Raw genomic sequence first — 18,262 nt, forward strand, 5'->3', positions numbered from 1 at the left:
CAGACGAACACTACCGCAAGGCTTTTTTGGAAGGACATTTTATGTTTTATCGGGACGAGCGCTTGGCGCTCTTCATCGATGGATCAAATCTTTACGCAGCAGCCAAATCGCTGGGATTTGACATCGACTACAAACTTCTCCGACAGGAATTCATGCGGCGTGGCAAGATGCTGCGGGCATTCTACTACACCGCGCTGCTGGAGAATGACGAATATTCGCCAATCCGCCCACTTGTCGACTGGTTGCATTACAACGGGTTCACAATGGTCACGAAACCGGCAAAAGAATATACCGACAGCATGGGCCGGCGGAAGGTCAAGGGCAACATGGACATCGAACTTGCAGTCGATGCGATGGAACTGGCACCGCATGTGGATCACGTTGTTCTGTTCTCGGGTGACGGGGATTTCCGGCCGCTGATCGAAGCGTTGCAGCGCAAGGGTGTACGGGTTTCTGTTGTCTCGACGATCCGCAGCCAACCACCCATGATTGCTGACGAACTCAGACGGCAGGCTGACAACTTTATCGAGCTGGACGAGCTGCGTGACGTTGTCGGGCGTCCATCGCGCGAGCCGCGGGCAGATGCGCCCGCAGAAGAAGTGACCGCAAGCTAGCCTGACCATGCGGCGGTTGGTGCAAAACCGCAGCATATAGGGCCTGATGCGACCGGAAGAATGGAATGCGCCGTCAGGCGCTCATTTTGGTCGCAGCATATCCGACTGGACGCGGCATCGCTCACGCCTTACCTCTGGGACAGAACGCGGAGGCTGCGATGACAAAACAACCACTGACGCTGTATCTGGCTGCGCCGCGCGGTTTTTGCGCGGGCGTGGATCGGGCGATCAAGATCGTCGAGATGGCGTTGGAAAAATGGGGCGCGCCGGTTTATGTGCGCCACGAGATCGTGCACAACAAATTTGTGGTCGACGGCTTGCGCGACAAGGGCGCAATCTTTGTCGAGGAACTGGACGAATGCCCTGATGACCGCCCGGTGATCTTCTCGGCCCATGGTGTACCCAAGGCCGTCCCCGCCGCTGCTGCAAAACGCGAAATGATCTATGTGGACGCAACCTGCCCGCTGGTCAGCAAAGTTCATATCGAGGCGCAACGCCACGCGGATAATGGCTTGCAGATGATCATGATCGGCCATGAAGGCCACCCCGAAACCGTCGGTACAATGGGACAGCTGCCCGCGGGCGAGGTCCTTCTGGTCGAAACCCCCGATGATGTAGCGACCGTCAAGATACGTGACCCTGAAAAGCTGGCCTATGTAACACAGACCACATTATCGGTCGATGACACCGCCGATATCGTCGCGGCCTTAAAGGCCCGCTTTCCGGGTATAGTAGGCCCGCATAAGGAAGATATCTGCTACGCCACAACCAACCGGCAAGAGGCCGTCAAGGCAATGGCGCCCAAATGCGATGCCATGCTGGTTGTGGGTGCACCCAATTCCTCCAACTCCAAACGGCTGGTCGAGGTGGGCGCGCGCGCAGGGTGCAACTATGCGCAGCTGGTCCAACGCGCGACAGATATCGACTGGCGCGCGCTAGAGGGGATTACGTCAATGGGGATCACGGCTGGCGCCTCCGCCCCGGAAGTGCTGATCAACGAGGTGATTGATGCGTTCAAAGACAGGTTCGACGTGAGCGTCGAGATGGTTGTGACCGCCGAGGAAAACGTGGAATTCAAAGTCCCCCGCGTCTTGCGCGAACCGGCATGATCAGCCTGCAATTCCTTCTCACCGCAATTGTGGTCTGCATCGCGCCTGGCACTGGTGTCATCTACACATTGGCATTGGGGCGGGGGCAAGGGCGGCGGGCCGCTGTCGCCGCCGCTATTGGCTGCACTTTTGGGATCGTGCCACATCTTGCGGCAGCCACGCTTGGGCTGGCGGCACTTTTGCATACCAGCGCCTTGCTGTTTCAAATCGTGAAATTCGCGGGGGTCGCCTATCTGCTTTATCTCGCCTGGCAGGCTTTGAAAGCAGACGGCGCATTGGCAGTCAGCGGCCAGGCAACGCAGCAATCCATGTTCAAGATCGCCCAACGCGGTGCGCTTATCAATATCCTGAACCCCAAGCTTTCGATCTTCTTTCTGGCGCTGTTGCCCCCATTCCTGTCGGGCAATCCGGCAACGGTCACCATCGAAATGATCCTGCTCGGCGCCGTTTTCATGGTGCTGACGCTGATAATCTTCCTGGTCTACGGGATGTTTGCATCCTTTGCGCGCAATTGGCTGTTGCAAAGCGCGGTGATCATGCGCTGGCTAAACCGGTCATTTGCAGCAGTCTTCGCCGCGCTCGGCCTGCGACTGGCATTCGAGAAAGCATGACCGCCTATCTGTCCTTTGAAGGGCAGGTCGTGCCAATGACATGGGGCAAGTCCGTCTACACGGTGCTGCCGTTGCCGGATGAGGTTGCGGAAGCCTTGCACGCACAAGGGGCCAGGCGGGTTGAGGGCGAGATCAACGATCATCCCATCAATCTGGCCCTGACAAAAGCCCCGGTCCTCGACGCGGTTTTTCTATGGACGGGCAAGTCACTCTTGCAACAGATCGGGATTACCCCGGGCGAGCCGCTCGAGATACGCTTGCGCAAAGCCGATGACACCGTTGAAACGCCTGATGATGTGGCGCTGGCGTTGCGGCAAGCCGATGCCACACCCGTATGGGAGGCCTTGACCCCCGGCAAAAAACGCGGCCTTTTGCACGGTATCAACACCGCAAAGCGGGCCGAGACCCGCACCAAACGCATCGCCAAGCTGATCGCCGATATCACATGAACACCATTCCACGCCCTGCCCTGATCCTCGGCCTTGCCGGGTTGATCCCATTCCTTTGGGGGGCGGCAACCGTGATGCGACCAGAGCTTGTGGTCTGGGGCACGCAAAATATCGGGGCGCGCTTTGTGGGTCCGTATGTGCAACTGTTCTATGGGGCGGTGATCCTGTCCTTTATGTCCGGCGTCTTATGGGGCTTTGCGACCAAGGCCACGGGCCGAATGGCCACCGCAGGTTACGTGCTGTCGGTGGTTCCGGCGCTTTGGGCATTTTTCATGACAGGCGGCGGCCCGGTCGAGGCCGCAATGAACCTGATTGCCGGTTTTCTTGCGCTGCTGCTGCTTGACTGGCATTTCTGGCGCCTTGAACTGGCCCCGCCATGGTGGATGCATCTGCGTATTCTGCTGACGGCAATTGTCGTTTTGTCGCTTCTGCCGGTGGTGATCTGATGCCGGATGCCAGAACAATCGCATTCTACGACACTGCGGCAGATCATTATGCGGACCTGACAGATACCGACGCGCCCGACGCCAATCTGCTGGCCTTCATGGCGCTGCTGCCACAGGGCGGGCAGGTGCTTGATCTGGGATGCGGACCAGCCCATGCGTCGGTCCATATGCGCGATGCAGGGTTTCGGCCCGACCCGGTTGATGCCTCGACCGGGATGGTCACCCTGGCCAACGAGACCTACGATATCGGGGCGCGTCTGCTGACATTTGACGCGATTGATATGGTGGCCGCATATGACGGGGTCTGGGCGAATTTTTCACTGCTGCATGCGCCGCGTGCGGCCCTGCCGATCCATCTGGATGCGATCGCAACGGCCTTGCGTCCGCAAGGCATTCTGCATGTTGGCATGAAAACCGGTGCAGGCGAGCTCCGCGACCGTATCGACCGCAAATACACTTTCGTGACCGTTCCGGAACTGACCGGTCTGCTGGAGGATGCCGGATTTGACATCATCGACATGGTCGAGGGGCGCGAGAAAGGCTGCGCGGGCACTGTCGACCCGTTCGTCGTGATGAGGGCCCGAAAGCATGCCTGATCTGTTCGCTTATACCGATGGCGCGTGCTCGGGCAATCCTGGTCCCGGTGGCTGGGGCGCGTTGTTGATTGCCCGCGACGGCGAAAAGGTCGTCAAAGAGCGCGCCTTAAGCGGTGGTGAGGCGGATACCACCAACAACCGAATGGAACTGCTGGCTGCGATCACCGCCCTTGAAACGCTGGATCGACCGACCGCACTGACCATCGTGACCGACAGTTCCTACGTCAAAGACGGGATCACATCCTGGATCCATGGCTGGAAAAAGCGAGGGTGGAAAACCGCCGCCAAGAAACCGGTCAAGAACGAAGACCTGTGGCGCAGGCTGGACGCAGCCACGCAACGCCACAACGTCAGTTGGGAGTGGGTCAAAGGCCATGCAGGTCATCCCGAAAACGAGCGCGCCGATGAATTGGCGCGGGCCGGCATGGCCCCTTTCAAGCCATGACAGAGCCGCTGCTTCTTTTGCCCGGAATGATGTGTGACGCGCGTCTTTATGGCCCGCAGATGTCTGCATTTTCGCATCAACGGCCCGTCATGGTCGCGCCATTCGGCCTGCACGACACGGTCGCGGCGATGACAGCGGATATACTGGCCAATGCGCCGCCCCGCTTTGCGCTTGCGGGCCTGTCGATGGGGGGTATCGTCGCGATGGAAGTCATCCGGCAGGCACCCGACCGGGTCACGCGCCTCGCCCTGCTCGACACCAATCCCAAGGCCGAAGTTGCTGCCGTCGCCGCAAATCGCGAGCCGCAAATCGCCAAGGTGATGCAGGGCCAGTTGCGGGCCGTGATGCGGGACGAAATGAAACCGAACTACCTGACAGATGGGCCAAATACCGGCCAAATCCTTGATCTTTGCATGGCCATGGCGGAAACAATCGGCGCGCAGGCATTCGTGACGCAATCGCGCGCATTGCAAACACGGCCCGACCAGCAAGACACGCTGCGCGCTGTCACGGTCCCAACGCTTGTCTTATGCGGCGAGGATGACAGCCTCTGCCCGCTACACCGGCACGAGCTGATGCATGAACTGATCCCCGGCTCTACATTGACTGTGATCAAAAGCGCGGGCCATCTGCCGACGCTTGAACAACCTGACGCAACAAACAAGGCATTGTCCCAATGGCTGACCCGGTAATCCCTGCTGACCTGCTTGATCTGCTACAGCGCGTTGACACACCAACCGTGTGCAATGCCATCGAAGTGGCCCAAGGCAAGCGTGGCTTTGACGCCTACACCAAGGGCACGATGCAATGTTCGGCCCCCGGCCAATCCATGGTGGGGTTCGCCCGCACCGCCAAGATCGCGGGCCGCGAACCACCAACCGAAGACCCCGATGTAATCCGCGCCCGCCGTCTGGATTATTTCCGGAATATGGCCGAAGGGCCGCGTCCGGCCATCGCGGTGCTTGAGGACGTGGATTTCCCCAATTGCGTCAGCGCGTGGTGGGGCGAAGTCCATACCAATGTCCACAAGGGACTTGGGCTGAATGGTGCATTGACCAATGGGGTGATGCGCGATCTGGGCGATCTGGCCGAGGGGTTTCCGGTTGTGGCCGGGTCCATCGGGCCGTCACATGCGTTCGTGCATGTGCGCGAACTGGGCACCCCGGTGACCGTCTTTGGGATGACGGTGAAACAGGGTGATCTGGTCCATGCAGATCAACATGGCGGGCTTGTCATTCCGCCCGAGGTAATCCCCGACCTGAAAGCCGCAATCGAGGCGATGTGGGCTGGCGAAAAGATTATTCTGGGGCCAGCAAAGGAACCGGATTTCGACCTCGACAAGCTGCTTGCAGCATGGCGGGCGTTTGAAAAGGCGCGGACCTAGGGCCAAGGGCGCTAGGATAAAGCGATCCGCAAATGCTCGCTAGGGTCGCGGATCACGAATTCCTGTCGGACATGCCGGAACACACGGCGCTGTCCGCCAAAGGGCACGAGGTCTTCGGCCCAATCCAGACTGATCCACTTATATTCGCTATGTTCGGCGTTCAGAACCACAGGCGCATCATAGTCCACGTAAGCCACAAACACCGGCGCAATCGTGATCGCATCACGGTCCGCTTCGTAAAACTCTTCGCAGATATCGCCGGAATAAAAGCGGGTCGGGACCAGACCTGTTTCTTCTTTCAACGCGCGTAAGGCGGCTTGGGATGCCGTCTCGCCGTCTTCGATGGCGCCGGCGATCTGGCACCATTCGCCAGCCAAACGGCGATTGCGCCGCAAAAGCAGGATCTCGAACTCATCGGCAACCTCACGTAGCACGATCACCGAAATGGAGAATGACCTGATCGGTATTTCTGCCAAAGCCTAACTCACTTTCAGCACGATCTTACCGATATGCGCACTGCTTTCCATCCGGGCATGGGCCGCGGCAGCATCGGCCAGCGTAAATTCCTGATCCATGACCGGCGCGATCTTTCCGGCGTTCAAGAGTGGCCAGACCTGCGCGCGCAGCGCGTCAGCGATGCGTGCCTTGGCCAGATCCGATTGCGGACGCAGGGTTGATCCGGTCATCGTCAGGCGCCGGGTCATCAACTGCACCATGTTCAGTTCGGCCTTCATGCCCTGCAGAAACGCGATTTGGACAAGCCGCCCGTCATCAGCAAGCGATTTCAGGTTGCGCTGCATGTATGGGCCGCCAACCATATCCAGAATGACATCGGCCCCGCCCAATGCGCGCAATCTCTCAACAAAATCCTCGGTCTTGTAGTTGATCGCCAGTTCGGCACCCAGCCTGGTGCAGGCCGCGCATTTGTCGTCAGTTCCGGCGGTGGTAAAGACGCGCGCGCCAAAGGCATCCGCAAGCTGGATCGCAGTCGTGCCGATGCCCGAACTGCCCCCATGGACCAGAAAACGCTCTCCGGCCTGAAGACCACCGCGCATGAAAACATTCGACCAGACCGTGAAAAACGTCTCTGGCAGGCAGGCGGCCTGTGCCAGCGACAACGGGTAAGGCACTGGCAGGCAGTGGGCTGCCGGTGTGGCCACAAATTCCGCATAGCCCCCGCCGGGCAGCAGCGCACAGACCTGATCGCCAATATTGGGGGTTGTTACACCGGCACCGACGGCAACGACCTCTCCCGCCGCTTCCAGCCCGGGCAGATCGCTCGCACCCGGGGGTGGATTGTAAAGACCGGCCCGTTGCAAGGCGTCGGGCCGGTTCACACCAGCATATGCCACCTTGATCACCACCTGGTCATGCCCTGCCTCGGGCATGGGCCGTTCAGTCAGTGTTAAAACATCGGGGCCACCCGGCTTGGCGATTTCAACTGCCTTCATTATTCGGGGTCTTTGCACATACCGGGCAAATCAACCTGCGGGATTTTGCTGGGCGCCTTGATTTGCGACATCAATCGACCCAACGGGCCTGTGATCGGTTTCAGCAATGGATTTTTGTTCACGCTGGCTTTCACCTTTTCAAACTGCATCACATCATCAATGCGTCTTTCGATAAAGGCGGTTGTCGCCTGCCCGTCCAGACTGTCGTCGCCCAGCCAATAGAGGACCGTCGAGCTGTACACCCCCGAAAGGATAAGGCGCTTTGAATACCAATTGCCATCCCGAGACGTATCACCAAGCGCATCCCAGATCGCATCTGCGGTTCCCCAGATCAGTTTCGCACCATCGGCGGCCATGTGGGGCATCGCAAACAGGGTTGATCCGCGGCGCACGGCCTCTTTATCATCAACGGCCGCGATCCGCAGGCCAACCGCATGGGCGACCTTGTCGCGAAACCGCATGTCGCGCAGATCCGCATCGGCCAAGGCCTTGATCATCCCCAGATCGCCCCGCTTATGATAGGCGATGGCCAGATCGACGGCACCGCGCGGGCATAAGGTCTTTGCATGGGCGGGGGCGATGCCCACCTCTGCAACTGCCGCATCAAAGGCTGATGCTGACCAGCCGTCAAAGGCCACATACGGCAATATCGCGTCAAGTAACTGGTCTTTGGCGGGGTCGATGGGCTGATTGGGCATTTCGCAGTCCTCACTTGTGGTACTGGACAAGATAGTCTTGCTTTGCTATCTGCCCACTTCCTGCAATTTTTGCAAATCCAACTTAGAAAGGTGGTGTATACCACATGCAGGTTAGTGTTCGTGATAACAACGTCGATCAGGCGTTGCGTGCTCTGAAGAAAAAACTTCAGCGTGAGGGCGTTTTTCGTGAAATGAAGCTTAAACAGCATTTCGAAAAACCGTCCGTGCGCAAAGCGCGCGAGAAAGCCGAAGCCATCCGCCGTCAGCGCAAGCTGGCGCGCAAGAAGCTTCAGCGTGAAGGGCTGCTCTAAGCGACCTTTCGACGTGACGATCTTGAAACCCTCGCCTGTCTCATCAGGCGAGGGTTTCTTTTTGCCCCTTCACCCCCAGATTGACCCGGCGCACCGTCCCCTTCAGGCTATGTGCTGAGGCAACCGGAGTACACAGATGTCCCTTCCCGACAAAATGTCAGGCGTTGTTCTGACCGGTCATGGTGGTCCGGAAAAACTGGTTTGGCGCGACGACCTGCCGGTGCCGCAGGCAAAGGCGGGGGATGTGATCGTCAAGGTCGGTGCCGCAGGCGTCAACAACACCGATATCAACACACGCATCGGGTGGTATTCCAAAGGTGATGCGGATGCTGCGGATGCAAGTTGGGCCGGCATACCCATCCGATTTCCGCTGATACAGGGCATTGATGTGTGCGGGCATATCGTGGCGGTCGGTCCGGGTGTGTCCCCCACCCGCATTGGCGAACGTGTGCTGGTTGAACCCTGCCTAACCGAGGTGGGCGGCAAGCGGCTGGATCGCCCGTGGTTTCTAGGCTCGGAATGTGATGGCGGTTTCGCCCAATACACGTGTGTCGCGGCGCGCCATGCCTACAGGATTGAAACGCAGCTGAGCGATGCGGAACTCGCGTCCTTTCCATGCTCTTATTCAACAGCCGAGAACATGCTGACACGGACCAATCTGCAGGCCGGCGAAACGGTGCTGATTACCGGCGCATCAGGCGGCGTGGGATCAGCGGCCGTGCAATTGGCCCGGGCGAGGGGTGCCTTCGTGATCGCTGTCACCAGCCCATCCATGTCGCAACAGCTAAAAGACCTCGGCGCTGCCCGCATAATCGGGCGCGATGAGGATTATGTCGCAGCCCTGGGCGCAGATAGCGTTGATGTCGTCATTGATCTGGTTGCCGGCCCGGGATTTCCATCCCTGCTGGCCGTTTTGCGCCCCAAGGGCAGATACGCAGTGGCTGGTGCGGTGGCTGGGCCGGAGGTTATGCTGGATGTCCGTACGCTCTACCTTAAGGATCTGTCATTCTTCGGCTGTACCGCGTTGGAATCGGCCGTATTCGCCAACCTGATCGGGTACATCGCGCGTAGTGAGATCAAGCCCTTGGTGGCCGCAACCTACCCGCTTGGCGAGATCGCCAAGGCGCAGGAGATGTTTCAGCACAAGGGATATCTGGGAAAGATAGTTCTGCTTGTCGATCGTGAACCTCTCGCCTAGGGTCAGGACCCTAGCCCAGCGGTTTTGTGGCGCGCGCGGGCCAAACCTCGCATATTCCTGCGCACAGGACCAATGCGCCGCCAATCAGTTCAGCCTGGCCAATCGGCTCATTTGCAATGATGGCCGCGGATACGGCGCCGACGATGACCTCGGCCATCAGCAGGATCCCGACGCGCGCAGGTTCGAGCCGTGCCGCGGCCCACAGCAAACCCGCCATGGACAACGCCCACCACAATCCGCCTGCAACGACCGCCATAACCACGGCTTGGCCGATATGGGTGACATCGGGCCTGTGCCCGGACCCAAGCGCAAAGCAGAGCGCGCCCACTGTCGCCCCGGCGGCAAACACGAATGCCGCGTCAGGCGGTGCCAGGGACGCGCGCGACCTGATGCCGGTCGTGGCAACAGCCCATAACGCGCCGGACGCCAACCCCAGCCATTCGCCAGGTCCCTGCGGCAGTGGGGTCGCGCCATCCGCGCCAAGCATCCACGCCAGCCCCGCAATTCCAAAGATCAACGCCAGCACGCGTGACTGCGTCAACGGCCACCCCATCACAAACCGGCCCAAAAGCGTGCTCCATAGCGGGGTCAGGAAGAACAGGATGACCACAACAGCCACGCGGCCATATAGAAACCCGACGGAATAAAGCACAAAGGCAACGCCGCCCAACGCCACCGAACAAACCGCCAACGGGCTTGCCGCGGCCAATCTGGCCCGCCCACGCCATGCAAATGGCAATAGCAGGATCACCGCCGCTGCAGTGATTGCCAATGTTCCCCAGGCCCCGTCCAGACCAAGACCCGCCAATTGGCGCACCGGCAACCAGTAAAAGCCCCAAAATATGCCGGCCAGCACAACAATGGCTGTCGCTTTGATGGAATGGTTGTCTGCTGTCATGAGACGTTCTTAACACCGACCTTCGCGATGGAAACCGCAGATCGGCATCGCACCACAAGAACTGTACCCCCCCGCGCGAGTCGGTCATCCGCTACCGCTCTGCACCGCGCATTAACCAAAAGACCAGATGGACCAACGGTTGAAACGGCCACAATCAGCGCTAGAAAATTAGAGACGTCACAAAAGAATCCGGGCGTCGGGCCGGAAAATAAGGGGGTTTGCGCAAGATACGTCACAATCGGGACACATTCGCGCCCCTTTCTTCCAACAGTGTTCTATCGTGGGGAAGACTCGTGAATTTTAACCAATACGGATATTTAGGTATGAGCGAAATTAGACGCCACAGTTTACGGTTGGTTCTGGCAGGATCGCTTGGGGCCGTGTGCACAGTGGCATCGGCCCAGGACGAACCCCAGGTCATGCTCAGAAGTGATGATGGCCGGGCCAGTTTGTCTGGTCGGCTGATTGCCGTCGAGAATGGCAACTATATCGTCGCCAATGACGCCGGTAATTTCGAAATCCCTGTCCAGGGTGTGCAATGCGAAGGGGCCGCCTGCCCCGTGCCCGCACCAAGCATCGGCGGACTGGTTGATCTTGTTTCCGACGATGACAGCATCCAGATCAGCGGTACGGTGACCGACTTTGTCGATGGCAATTACGTCGTCGAAACGGAGCGTTTCGGCATCCTGAGTGTAGATAGCGAAAAGGTCAGCTGTACGGGGGATGGCTGTGTCCAAATTCAGGATCTGACCCGCGCACAGGTTTTGGCAGGCGCTGCAACCGCAACGCAAACACCTTTGGAATTGCCCACCGACCCCGATATCCAGCCGACAACAACCGCACCTGCCGCGACACCAGCACCGGCCGCACCCGCAACTGACGGGTCGGACGCCAAGGTCCGGTTTGCCGGTTCTGACACGGTCGGTCTGGGCCTGATGCCCTTCCTGTTGGATGACTATGCCGACTATCTTGACGCCAATATCGACCGCACCGATTTCAGCGAGACCGAAACACTGGTCCGCTATCTGAATGCAAGCGGGCAGGAATTGAACAGCCTCTTTGTGAACTCCACCGGATCCGGCGACGCCTTTGATGCGCTGGAAACCCGTCAGGCAGAATTGGGCATGACCTCGCGCCCGGCACGCGACGCCGAAGCGCAACGCATGCGCGCCGCCGGTGCGGGCGAGTTGCGCGGATCGGATAATGAAACCGTTATCGCCGTTGATAGCCTTGCTGTCATCACCCACCCGACCAACCCGGTCACGGCACTGACGCGCCAGCAAATCGGCGACATGTATCTGGGCCGCATCACAAACTGGTCAGAGGTTGGCGGCCCCGATGCGCCGATCACCGTATTGTCCCGCGAGGACGGGTCCAGCACACGCGGCGTCTTTGAAAACGCCATCTTTGACGGGGTCGAACCACCCCTGGCCAACCGCGTCACCTACCCCGGCGGCGATAACCCGGAAATGGCCGCAGCCGTGCGCAGCGACCCGACAGCGATCGGCTATGTGGGCTTTTCGTACTCCGAGGGGCTGAACCGGCTTGATCTGAACAGCACCTGCGGGATCCGCACCACCGCCACGCCATTTTCGGTCAAGACAGAGGAATATCCACTTGGCCGGCGCCTGTATCTCTATAACCGGGCAGACAATCTGCCTGCGGAGGCTGCAGACTTTCTGAAATATGTCCTGTCGCCAGACGCCGATGACGCAATCGCACAGTCCAATTTTGTGAACTTTGCGGTCGAGCGCCAACCGCATTCGCCAAGCCGACAGGAAACGCTGTACCGGGATCTGGACGAACCCACCGCGTTCCAACTGGCCAGCGTTCTTGATCGTGATCTGCCGAACTGGGATCGCCTGTCGACCACCGTCCGGTTCCCGACCGGATCATCCTTGCTGGGCAATAAGGAACTGAACGATATCGAGCGGTTGATTGCATATCTTGCCGACCTTCCAGACGATACGCGGGTTGCCGTTGTCGGGTTTGCCGACAGCCGTGGCGCATTTGATTTCAATGCAAATCTGTCCCAGCGCCGTGCGGCCTCTGTTGCGGCGGCCATCAGCAATCTCGGCGGCTCGCGGTTGAGCAATATCCGGTTCGAGACCAAGGGATATAGCGAACTTGCACCGGCTGTTTGCAACGACAGCGAAAACGGCTGGCGGATTAACCGCCGCGTTGAAATCTGGGTTCAGCGCTAAATCAATTTGGGGGCAAGGGGGTCAGCTGCACCGCGGCTGATCCTGATCCGCCGACCTGTCATGGTGCTGTCATATGACCGTGCGAGCGCCATGCTGGGAACTGTTTATTACACTTACCAATTTGAAAGAGGTAACTATGACGACGAAACTGAAATCCACCCTTTTGGCCGGGACCACTGCCGCCATCGCGCTGATCAGCTCGGGTGCATTGGCCCAGACGGATTTGCTGGTCACAACAACGGCAGATAGCGGTGAGGGCAGCCTGCGTGCCGCGCTGGCCGCCGCGTCCGAAGCTTCGGACCCCGCGCGCATCGTGGTGCTTGCCGATGGCACGCTGAATATCGACACAACGCTTAGCTATGATGGGACGGCCCCATTGACGGTTGTCGGCATGGGCCAAACCGTCAAGACGGACGCCAATGCAACCCTGTTCGCCGTCAGCCAAGGTGCCAGCATCGCCATTTCGGACCTGACATTTGAGGGACCCGGTGGCTACCATATTCAGGCACGCGGCGATGTGGATGGACAGACCGCGGGCAAGGGCATTTTTGTCGACGTGCGCGATGATCAGACCGAAACGGTCTTTATCACGCTGACCGATGTGACCGTCAAAGGCGTCGCAAACCACGGCATTCATATCTCCGACTGTCTGCTTGCTGATGATTGCGGCGGTGGTCAGGGTGGGGCTGGCGACGGCTCTCCTGCGTCGATCCATATCGCCCTGACCAATGTCGAGGTAAACGATGCGGGCAATGGCCGCTTTGACGCCGATGGTTTCCGCGTGGACGAGCGTGGGGCAGGCGACATTCACTTCACCGCCTATGGGTCACTGTTCACCGGTGTCGGTGCCGATGGTGTCGAACTGGACGAAGGACAGGATGGCAGTGTGATTGCAACGGTTGTTGATACCGCATTCACCAATAATGGCGGCTATTGTGATCCAGCCTTGCTGTCCGGCAACATGCCAGAGGATGACGAGGCCGAATTCGAAGACGGCGAAGCAACAGTGGCCGACATCCCCGGACCCGTGACCGGATCCCTCGATGATCGCTGCTTTGAGCGCGAGGTCGATCTGTACGATTCAGGCAATGTCGAAGCGTATGAATTTGGCATCGACCTTGATGACGGCATCGACTTTGACGAAGCGGGCGAGGGCAATATCGAAACAGTCATGATCAACTCGGTCATCACCGGCAACCTCGATGAAGGCGTTGACTTCGACGAGGAAGACAACGGTGATATCATCGTTCAGTTCATCAACACGGATGCAAGCGGCAACACCGATGACGGCTTCAAGATGTCCGAACTGGATGCCGGCGATGTCCATGGCCGGATGGTTGGCGCAACCGCAATGAACAATGGCGGCAAAGGCGCTGTTTTCGAAGAAGACCAGGACGGTAATCTTGCTGTCACTGCGGCCTATACCAAAACCGCCAATAATGATGATGGTGATGATACCGGTATGGAACTGCTGCAGGCCGATGACGGCACAGGCAGTGTCAGCGCTGTTGCATCCAAGATTGCAGACGGTTTCGATCTGGACGGCGTCGAGCAATAAGATCATCGCCTCAGAAACGCGAAAAGGCCGCCAATTTGGCGGCCTTTTTTTATTGCTGCGCCCGCAGCTTATTGCTGCTCTGGCACCAGAATCTCGCGCTTGCCCACGTGGTTGGCCGCGCTGACGACACCTTCGTCTTCCATCTGTTCCACCAGACGGGCGGCCTTGTTATACCCGATCGCCAGCTTTCGCTGGATGTAACTGGTCGAACATTTCCGATCCTTGATCACGATCGCCACCGCAGTGTCATAGAGCGCATTCTCACTATCGGACCCATCGCCAAGACCAAGCACCAGATCAATGCTGCTTTCTGCATCATCTGATGGCCCTTCAACCACGCCGGACATGTATTCCGGCGGGCCAAAGCCCTTGAGGTGGTTGACGATCTCCTCGACCTCTTCATCGCTGACAAAGGGGCCGTGCACCCGGGTGATTTTGGATCCGCCCGCCATATAAAGCATGTCACCCATGCCCAGCAGCTGTTCGGCGCCCATCTCACCCAGGATCGTGCGGCTGTCGATTTTCGACGTCACCTGGAATGAAATCCGGGTGGGGAAGTTCGCCTTGATCGTGCCGGTGATCACGTCCACAGACGGGCGCTGCGTGGCCATGATCAGGTGGATACCAGAGGCACGGGCCATCTGGGCCAGACGCTGGATGCAGGCCTCGATTTCCTTACCCGCGACCATCATCAGATCGGCCATCTCGTCCACGATCACGACGATATAGGGCAGAACTTCGGGCTGGAATTCCTCGGTCTCAAAGATCGGATCGCCGGTTTCATCGTCAAAGCCGGTCTGGACCGTCCGGCTGAACATCTCATTCTTGGACAGGGCATCGCGAACCCGGCCGTTATAGCCATCAATATTCCGGACGCCCATTTTGGACATCTTGCGATAGCGTTCCTCCATCTCGCCCACGACCCATTTCAGGGCAACAACCGCCTTTTTCGGATCGGTCACAACGGGCGACAGCAGATGCGGGATGCCGTCATAGACGCTGAGTTCCAGCATCTTGGGATCAATCATGATCATCCGGCATTCTTCCGGGGTCAGTTTGTAAAGAAGTGACAGGATCATCGTGTTGATCGCCACGGATTTACCTGACCCGGTAGTCCCCGCGATCAGCAGGTGAGGCATCTTGGCAAGATTGGCGATAATCGGCTCCCCGCCGATATCTTTGCCCAGCGCCAATGGCAGCTTGTGGTTGCCATCGCCAAAGTCGCGATGGGACAGGATTTCGCGCAACACGACCTTCTCGCGATTTTCGTTGGGCAATTCGATCCCGATCACGCTGCGCCCCGGTACGGTGGATACACGTGCCGACAGGGCCGACATGGACCGGGCGATATCATCCGACAAACCAATCACCCGCGAGGCCTTGAGACCCGGCGCCGGTTCAAGTTCATACATCGTCACAACCGGACCCGGCCGGACCGAGACGATGTCCCCTTTAACCCCGTAATCATCCAGCACGCTTTCCAGCATGCGGGCGTTTTCGGCCAAGGCGTCATCGCTCAGATGATGGCGCTGAATTTCAATCGGGTTGGTCAAAAGCCCAAGTGGCGGATGCTCGTAGCCGGGATATTGGTCGTCAAATTTCAGCGTTGGCTGCGCTTCGGCCTTGGCCTGCGTGGATTGCTGCGGGGCCTTTTTGGGCGGGTGCTGCACGACGCTGCGGGCTTCCGGCGTTGCAATCGGCGCAAGCGACGGGGCCGGCGGTACGTTAACCGGCGGGATGGGCATATGCGGCGCGGCCATGCGCGGGGCATCCGGGTTCACCATCATCGGCTCACCATCGGTTTCAAACAGCGGGTCATCCGTAGCGGGGCCATCTGCGGCCGGGGTGTTGTCGAACACCAGCGGCTTGGGGCCGCGCCCGGCGGTCAATGTGGGTTCGATACGAATGCCTGTGGGTGATGGGGGCTTGGACCGGTTCTTGATCGCATCGGCAATGCGCGCGCTGACACGGTCGGGGCTGCCCGGTGCAGGTTCCGCCACGGGATCAGGGGTAACCAGTTCCGGTTCGGGCAGCAGATCATTGCGGCGCAACAGGCCGGTCAGAAAGCCCGTCTGCTCGGGCTCTGGCGCCCTCGCCGGGGCGGCAAGCGGCGGGGCAGTTGGCATGGTTGGCGTGGTCAATGGGGGCTCGGATACCGGCATGACCGGGTTGGCGCGCACAACTGCGGCCGCCTTTGCGCGCAGATCTGTATCGCCCGTTGCAAGGCCACCGGCCTCTTCGATCCAGACCTGATCCGCGCGGGCCGTTGCAGCCTGCGCACGACGTTCCTGAACCGCATGAGTCACCCCCTGGGCCGCCTTGGCAGACAGACTGGCGCCCTTCCCTACAAGTTTCAGCAAGGTCGCATATAGCATGACCGTCCCCAGAAACAGAAAACGTCCGCCGGTGCGTAATTCCGGCCGGGTAAAGCCCAGCACAAAGGCAAGCAGTGCCAACAGGGCGCCAAAGGACAAAAGCGACAGAAATTTGACGCCAAAGCTTGTCCCGAACGGCACAATCGTGAGGATCACACCCAGAACCGTATCGCCAAACAGACCACCAAGTCCGAAATTGGCGGGCCAATCGACCCCCGGCGTCAACGTGGCCGCATAGACCGACCCAAGTATAATCGCGACGGGCGCAAAGATCAGGCGACCAACGGCCCGTTCCTGCCCGTGATGCAGCACAAAACGCGCGCCCCATGCGACCAGAACGATGGGCAAGACCCAAATGCCCAACCCCATGATCATCATCAAGGGCGCAGTGATCGACGCACCAAAATGCCCCAGCCAGTTCTGCACCGGCGCGTCCGTTGCGGAAATCCAGCTTGGGTCATCCGGTGAATAGCTGCCAACCATGGCCGCAATCAGCAGACCGGCAATGATCAGGCCCAGACCAAGTAACTCACGACCCCGTTTTTCAATCGCGGCCTGTGTCGTGCTGTCCAGTAGCGGATCGCGTTGCCGTGTTTGATATGATGCCATGTGATCGTTCCTCAACCATACAAACAGTCGCGGATCAGGGTCAGACCGCGCTGCATTTCTTGTGTTGGGGCCACCAATGCGACCCGAATATAGTGCTTGCCGGGGTTCTGCCCGTCGACATCCTGGCTTAGATATGCGCCGGGCAAGGTACGCACCCCGGTTTCCTGCCAAAGCCGCAGCGCGGCTTGCTCACCATCAAGGACGGGCAGCCACAAAAAGAACCCGGCCTGAGGTGACTTGTAGCCGGGGATATGGCCAAAGATGTCATCCGCGATCTCATATTTGCGGTGATAAAGGGCGCGGTTCTCATCCACATGCGCCTCGTCATTCCAGACTTTGGTGGCCACAACCTGCAATGGCCCGGACAGGGGCGCGCCCGCAAAGGCCCGCAACTGCCGCAAACGCGCGATTGATTTGGCCCCGCCGGCCGCAAAGCCGCACCGCAGGCCCGGCAGATTGGACCGCTTGGACAGGGATTGAAAGATCATCACCCGGTCGGGATCAGCGCCCATGCGATGCGCAATTTCCAACGCACCGGGCGGCGGCGTCGTACGATAAATCTCGGAATAACACTCATCCGCGAAAATCTTGAAATCATGTGTCTCGGCCAGCGCAATCGCCGCGCGCCAATAGGCCTCGTCGGCAACGGCCCCCTGCGGATTGGCGGGCGAGCAGATATAGGCGATGGCCGTGCGATCCAACACATCGGCAGGGATCGCCGCAAGATCAGGCAGATGGCCCGAACTTTCGGTGGCGGGGATATAAACCGGCGTGGCCCCCACTGACAGGGCCGCAACGCCATAAACCGGGTAAAACGGATTGGGGGTCAGAATGGCAGGTTGCTGGCCGTTTTTGGTTTCAGGGCACAACGCCATTGCAGCATTATAAAGCCCCTCGCGCGTGCCGTTCAGCGCGATGATTTGCTCATTCGGGATGTCGAGCCCATAGCGCCGCTTAAGAAAGCCACCCATCGCGGTCAGCAGATCGGCCTGCCCTTCGTTGCTGGGATAATTGTTAAAGCCTTCCAGATTGGCGGCAAGAATATCGCCCACAAATGCAGGAAACGCGTGGCGTGGTTCGCCAATCGTCATATTGATCACATCCGACGCCTTGCTTGGTACGTCCAATAACGCACGCAAACGTGGCCACGTCGCGACCGGGAGGTTCGAAAACCGCTCGGGAAACACCATAACTGCCTCAATTTACGGGATCATGTCGCCCCGCTTTTGTTCAAACTAGCCCGGCGCGGCCTGTACTGTCCAGAAAAAGGACTGACATCAAAAGGGTTTTGTGGCTTTTGAGTCGC

The 18,262-nt window shown here is 59.1% G+C and carries 19 protein-coding genes; 13 read left to right on the forward strand and 6 right to left on the reverse strand.

Annotation, left to right across the window (positions count from 1 at the left end; all coding sequences use genetic code 11):
• Positions 1–41 precede the first annotated feature (41 nt).
• The 9 genes from AABB31_RS12125 (at position 42) to AABB31_RS12165 (ending at position 5,654) form a co-directional block, all read left to right on the forward strand.
• A complete protein-coding gene (locus AABB31_RS12125) occupies positions 42–614 on the forward strand; it encodes an NYN domain-containing protein (protein WP_342077890.1) in 573 nt (190 codons plus the stop codon).
• A 158-nt stretch (positions 615–772) separates the two neighbouring features.
• Positions 773–1,723, forward strand: a complete 951-nt coding sequence (gene ispH / locus AABB31_RS12130) for a 4-hydroxy-3-methylbut-2-enyl diphosphate reductase (RefSeq protein WP_342077889.1) — start codon at positions 773–775, stop codon at positions 1,721–1,723.
• Positions 1,720–2,334, forward strand: coding sequence for a LysE family translocator (locus tag AABB31_RS12135; RefSeq protein WP_342077888.1), 615 nt, complete (start codon positions 1,720–1,722; stop codon positions 2,332–2,334). Before ispH ends, AABB31_RS12135 begins: the two co-directional genes overlap by 4 nt.
• Positions 2,331–2,783, forward strand: coding sequence for a YdeI/OmpD-associated family protein (locus AABB31_RS12140; protein WP_342077887.1), 453 nt, complete (start codon positions 2,331–2,333; stop codon positions 2,781–2,783). Before AABB31_RS12135 ends, AABB31_RS12140 begins: the two co-directional genes overlap by 4 nt.
• Positions 2,780–3,229 (forward strand): DUF3429 domain-containing protein, encoded by a 450-nt coding sequence (locus tag AABB31_RS12145; RefSeq protein ID WP_373634789.1) that lies wholly within the window; start codon positions 2,780–2,782, stop codon positions 3,227–3,229. The genes AABB31_RS12140 and AABB31_RS12145 overlap by 4 nt, the downstream gene beginning before the upstream one ends.
• Positions 3,160–3,825, forward strand: a complete 666-nt coding sequence (locus AABB31_RS12150; RefSeq protein ID WP_373634790.1) for a class I SAM-dependent methyltransferase — start codon at positions 3,160–3,162, stop codon at positions 3,823–3,825. The genes AABB31_RS12145 and AABB31_RS12150 overlap by 70 nt, the downstream gene beginning before the upstream one ends.
• The gene (gene rnhA, locus AABB31_RS12155; RefSeq protein ID WP_342077886.1) at positions 3,818–4,270 is read left to right on the forward strand and encodes a ribonuclease HI; all 453 of its coding nucleotides are present in this window, start codon (positions 3,818–3,820) and stop codon (positions 4,268–4,270) included. Before AABB31_RS12150 ends, rnhA begins: the two co-directional genes overlap by 8 nt.
• Positions 4,267–4,962 carry an alpha/beta fold hydrolase gene (locus AABB31_RS12160; protein ID WP_373634791.1) on the forward strand — a complete coding sequence of 232 codons (696 nt, stop codon included), beginning with the start codon at positions 4,267–4,269 and terminating at the stop codon, positions 4,960–4,962. Before rnhA ends, AABB31_RS12160 begins: the two co-directional genes overlap by 4 nt.
• Positions 4,947–5,654, forward strand: a complete 708-nt coding sequence (locus AABB31_RS12165; protein WP_342077884.1) for an RraA family protein — start codon at positions 4,947–4,949, stop codon at positions 5,652–5,654. The genes AABB31_RS12160 and AABB31_RS12165 overlap by 16 nt, the downstream gene beginning before the upstream one ends.
• An 11-nt stretch (positions 5,655–5,665) precedes the next feature.
• Here the strand turns inward: AABB31_RS12165 and AABB31_RS12170 are convergent, their stop codons facing one another.
• Genes AABB31_RS12170 through AABB31_RS12180 form a run of 3 tightly spaced genes read right to left on the reverse strand, consistent with a single transcriptional unit; the run spans position 5,666 to position 7,803 of the window.
• A complete protein-coding gene (locus AABB31_RS12170; protein ID WP_342077883.1) occupies positions 5,666–6,094 on the reverse strand; it encodes an NUDIX domain-containing protein in 429 nt (142 codons plus the stop codon).
• 39 nt (positions 6,095–6,133) lie between these two features.
• A complete protein-coding gene (locus AABB31_RS12175) occupies positions 6,134–7,105 on the reverse strand; it encodes an NAD(P)H-quinone oxidoreductase (RefSeq protein WP_342077882.1) in 972 nt (323 codons plus the stop codon).
• Complete coding sequence (locus tag AABB31_RS12180; RefSeq protein ID WP_342077881.1) at positions 7,105–7,803, reverse strand: COQ9 family protein; 699 nt, start codon at positions 7,801–7,803, stop codon at positions 7,105–7,107. The genes AABB31_RS12175 and AABB31_RS12180 overlap by 1 nt, the downstream gene beginning before the upstream one ends.
• A 104-nt stretch (positions 7,804–7,907) precedes the next feature.
• Between AABB31_RS12180 and rpsU the strand changes: the two genes are divergently transcribed.
• Together rpsU and AABB31_RS12190 are read left to right on the forward strand one after the other, a co-directional pair.
• A complete protein-coding gene (rpsU, locus tag AABB31_RS12185; RefSeq protein WP_008231221.1) occupies positions 7,908–8,114 on the forward strand; it encodes a 30S ribosomal protein S21 in 207 nt (68 codons plus the stop codon).
• Positions 8,115–8,250: 136 nt separating this feature from the next.
• The gene (locus AABB31_RS12190; RefSeq protein ID WP_342077880.1) at positions 8,251–9,312 is read left to right on the forward strand and encodes an alcohol dehydrogenase family protein; all 1,062 of its coding nucleotides are present in this window, start codon (positions 8,251–8,253) and stop codon (positions 9,310–9,312) included.
• 10 nt (positions 9,313–9,322) lie between these two features.
• On the opposite strand, the gene AABB31_RS12195 is transcribed toward AABB31_RS12190, so the two are convergent.
• Positions 9,323–10,210: a DMT family transporter gene (locus AABB31_RS12195; protein WP_342077879.1), complete on the reverse strand. Its 888-nt coding sequence runs from the start codon at positions 10,208–10,210 to the stop codon at positions 9,323–9,325.
• 323 nt (positions 10,211–10,533) lie between these two features.
• Here AABB31_RS12195 and AABB31_RS12200 point away from each other — a divergent pair, with 323 nt between their 5' ends.
• Both AABB31_RS12200 and AABB31_RS12205 read left to right on the forward strand, forming a co-directional pair.
• Entirely contained in the window at positions 10,534–12,414 is a 1,881-nt protein-coding gene (locus AABB31_RS12200; RefSeq protein ID WP_373634792.1) for a substrate-binding domain-containing protein, read from the forward strand.
• Positions 12,415–12,550: 136 nt separating this feature from the next.
• The gene (locus AABB31_RS12205) at positions 12,551–13,972 is read left to right on the forward strand and encodes a hypothetical protein (RefSeq protein WP_342077877.1); all 1,422 of its coding nucleotides are present in this window, start codon (positions 12,551–12,553) and stop codon (positions 13,970–13,972) included.
• Positions 13,973–14,040: 68 nt separating this feature from the next.
• Here AABB31_RS12205 and AABB31_RS12210 read toward each other — a convergent pair whose 3' ends face one another.
• Positions 14,041–16,956 carry a DNA translocase FtsK 4TM domain-containing protein gene (locus AABB31_RS12210; protein ID WP_342077875.1) on the reverse strand — a complete coding sequence of 972 codons (2,916 nt, stop codon included), beginning with the start codon at positions 16,954–16,956 and terminating at the stop codon, positions 14,041–14,043.
• A gap of 11 nt (positions 16,957–16,967) precedes the next feature.
• Positions 16,968–18,146, reverse strand: a complete 1,179-nt coding sequence (locus AABB31_RS12215) for an aminotransferase class I/II-fold pyridoxal phosphate-dependent enzyme (protein ID WP_342077874.1) — start codon at positions 18,144–18,146, stop codon at positions 16,968–16,970.
• Positions 18,147–18,262 lie beyond the last annotated feature (116 nt).

This window comes from Yoonia sp. SS1-5 (genome assembly GCF_038443705.2).
Taxonomy (GTDB): Bacteria; Pseudomonadota; Alphaproteobacteria; order Rhodobacterales; family Rhodobacteraceae; genus Yoonia; species Yoonia rhodophyticola.

Bases quoted from the DNA above. Each gene is read 5' to 3' on its own strand.
- AABB31_RS12180 (WP_342077881.1), bottom strand. From the start codon at position 7,803: ATGCCCAATCAGCCCATCGACCCCGCCAAAGACCAGTTACTTGACGCG.
- AABB31_RS12205 (WP_342077877.1), top strand. From the start codon at position 12,551: ATGACGACGAAACTGAAATCCACCCTTTTGGCCGGGACCACTGCCGCC.
- rpsU (WP_008231221.1), top strand. From the start codon at position 7,908: ATGCAGGTTAGTGTTCGTGATAACAACGTCGATCAGGCGTTGCGTGCT.
- AABB31_RS12140 (WP_342077887.1), top strand. From the start codon at position 2,331: ATGACCGCCTATCTGTCCTTTGAAGGGCAGGTCGTGCCAATGACATGG.
- rnhA (WP_342077886.1), top strand. From the start codon at position 3,818: ATGCCTGATCTGTTCGCTTATACCGATGGCGCGTGCTCGGGCAATCCT.
- AABB31_RS12200 (WP_373634792.1), top strand. From the start codon at position 10,534: ATGAGCGAAATTAGACGCCACAGTTTACGGTTGGTTCTGGCAGGATCG.
- AABB31_RS12165 (WP_342077884.1), top strand. From the start codon at position 4,947: ATGGCTGACCCGGTAATCCCTGCTGACCTGCTTGATCTGCTACAGCGC.
- AABB31_RS12190 (WP_342077880.1), top strand. From the start codon at position 8,251: ATGTCCCTTCCCGACAAAATGTCAGGCGTTGTTCTGACCGGTCATGGT.
- AABB31_RS12125 (WP_342077890.1), top strand. From the start codon at position 42: ATGTTTTATCGGGACGAGCGCTTGGCGCTCTTCATCGATGGATCAAAT.
- AABB31_RS12215 (WP_342077874.1), bottom strand. From the start codon at position 18,146: ATGGTGTTTCCCGAGCGGTTTTCGAACCTCCCGGTCGCGACGTGGCCA.
- AABB31_RS12135 (WP_342077888.1), top strand. From the start codon at position 1,720: ATGATCAGCCTGCAATTCCTTCTCACCGCAATTGTGGTCTGCATCGCG.
- ispH (WP_342077889.1), top strand. From the start codon at position 773: ATGACAAAACAACCACTGACGCTGTATCTGGCTGCGCCGCGCGGTTTT.
- AABB31_RS12145 (WP_373634789.1), top strand. From the start codon at position 2,780: ATGAACACCATTCCACGCCCTGCCCTGATCCTCGGCCTTGCCGGGTTG.
- AABB31_RS12210 (WP_342077875.1), bottom strand. From the start codon at position 16,956: ATGGCATCATATCAAACACGGCAACGCGATCCGCTACTGGACAGCACG.
- AABB31_RS12195 (WP_342077879.1), bottom strand. From the start codon at position 10,210: ATGACAGCAGACAACCATTCCATCAAAGCGACAGCCATTGTTGTGCTG.
- AABB31_RS12150 (WP_373634790.1), top strand. From the start codon at position 3,160: ATGGTGGATGCATCTGCGTATTCTGCTGACGGCAATTGTCGTTTTGTC.
- AABB31_RS12160 (WP_373634791.1), top strand. From the start codon at position 4,267: ATGACAGAGCCGCTGCTTCTTTTGCCCGGAATGATGTGTGACGCGCGT.
- AABB31_RS12175 (WP_342077882.1), bottom strand. From the start codon at position 7,105: ATGAAGGCAGTTGAAATCGCCAAGCCGGGTGGCCCCGATGTTTTAACA.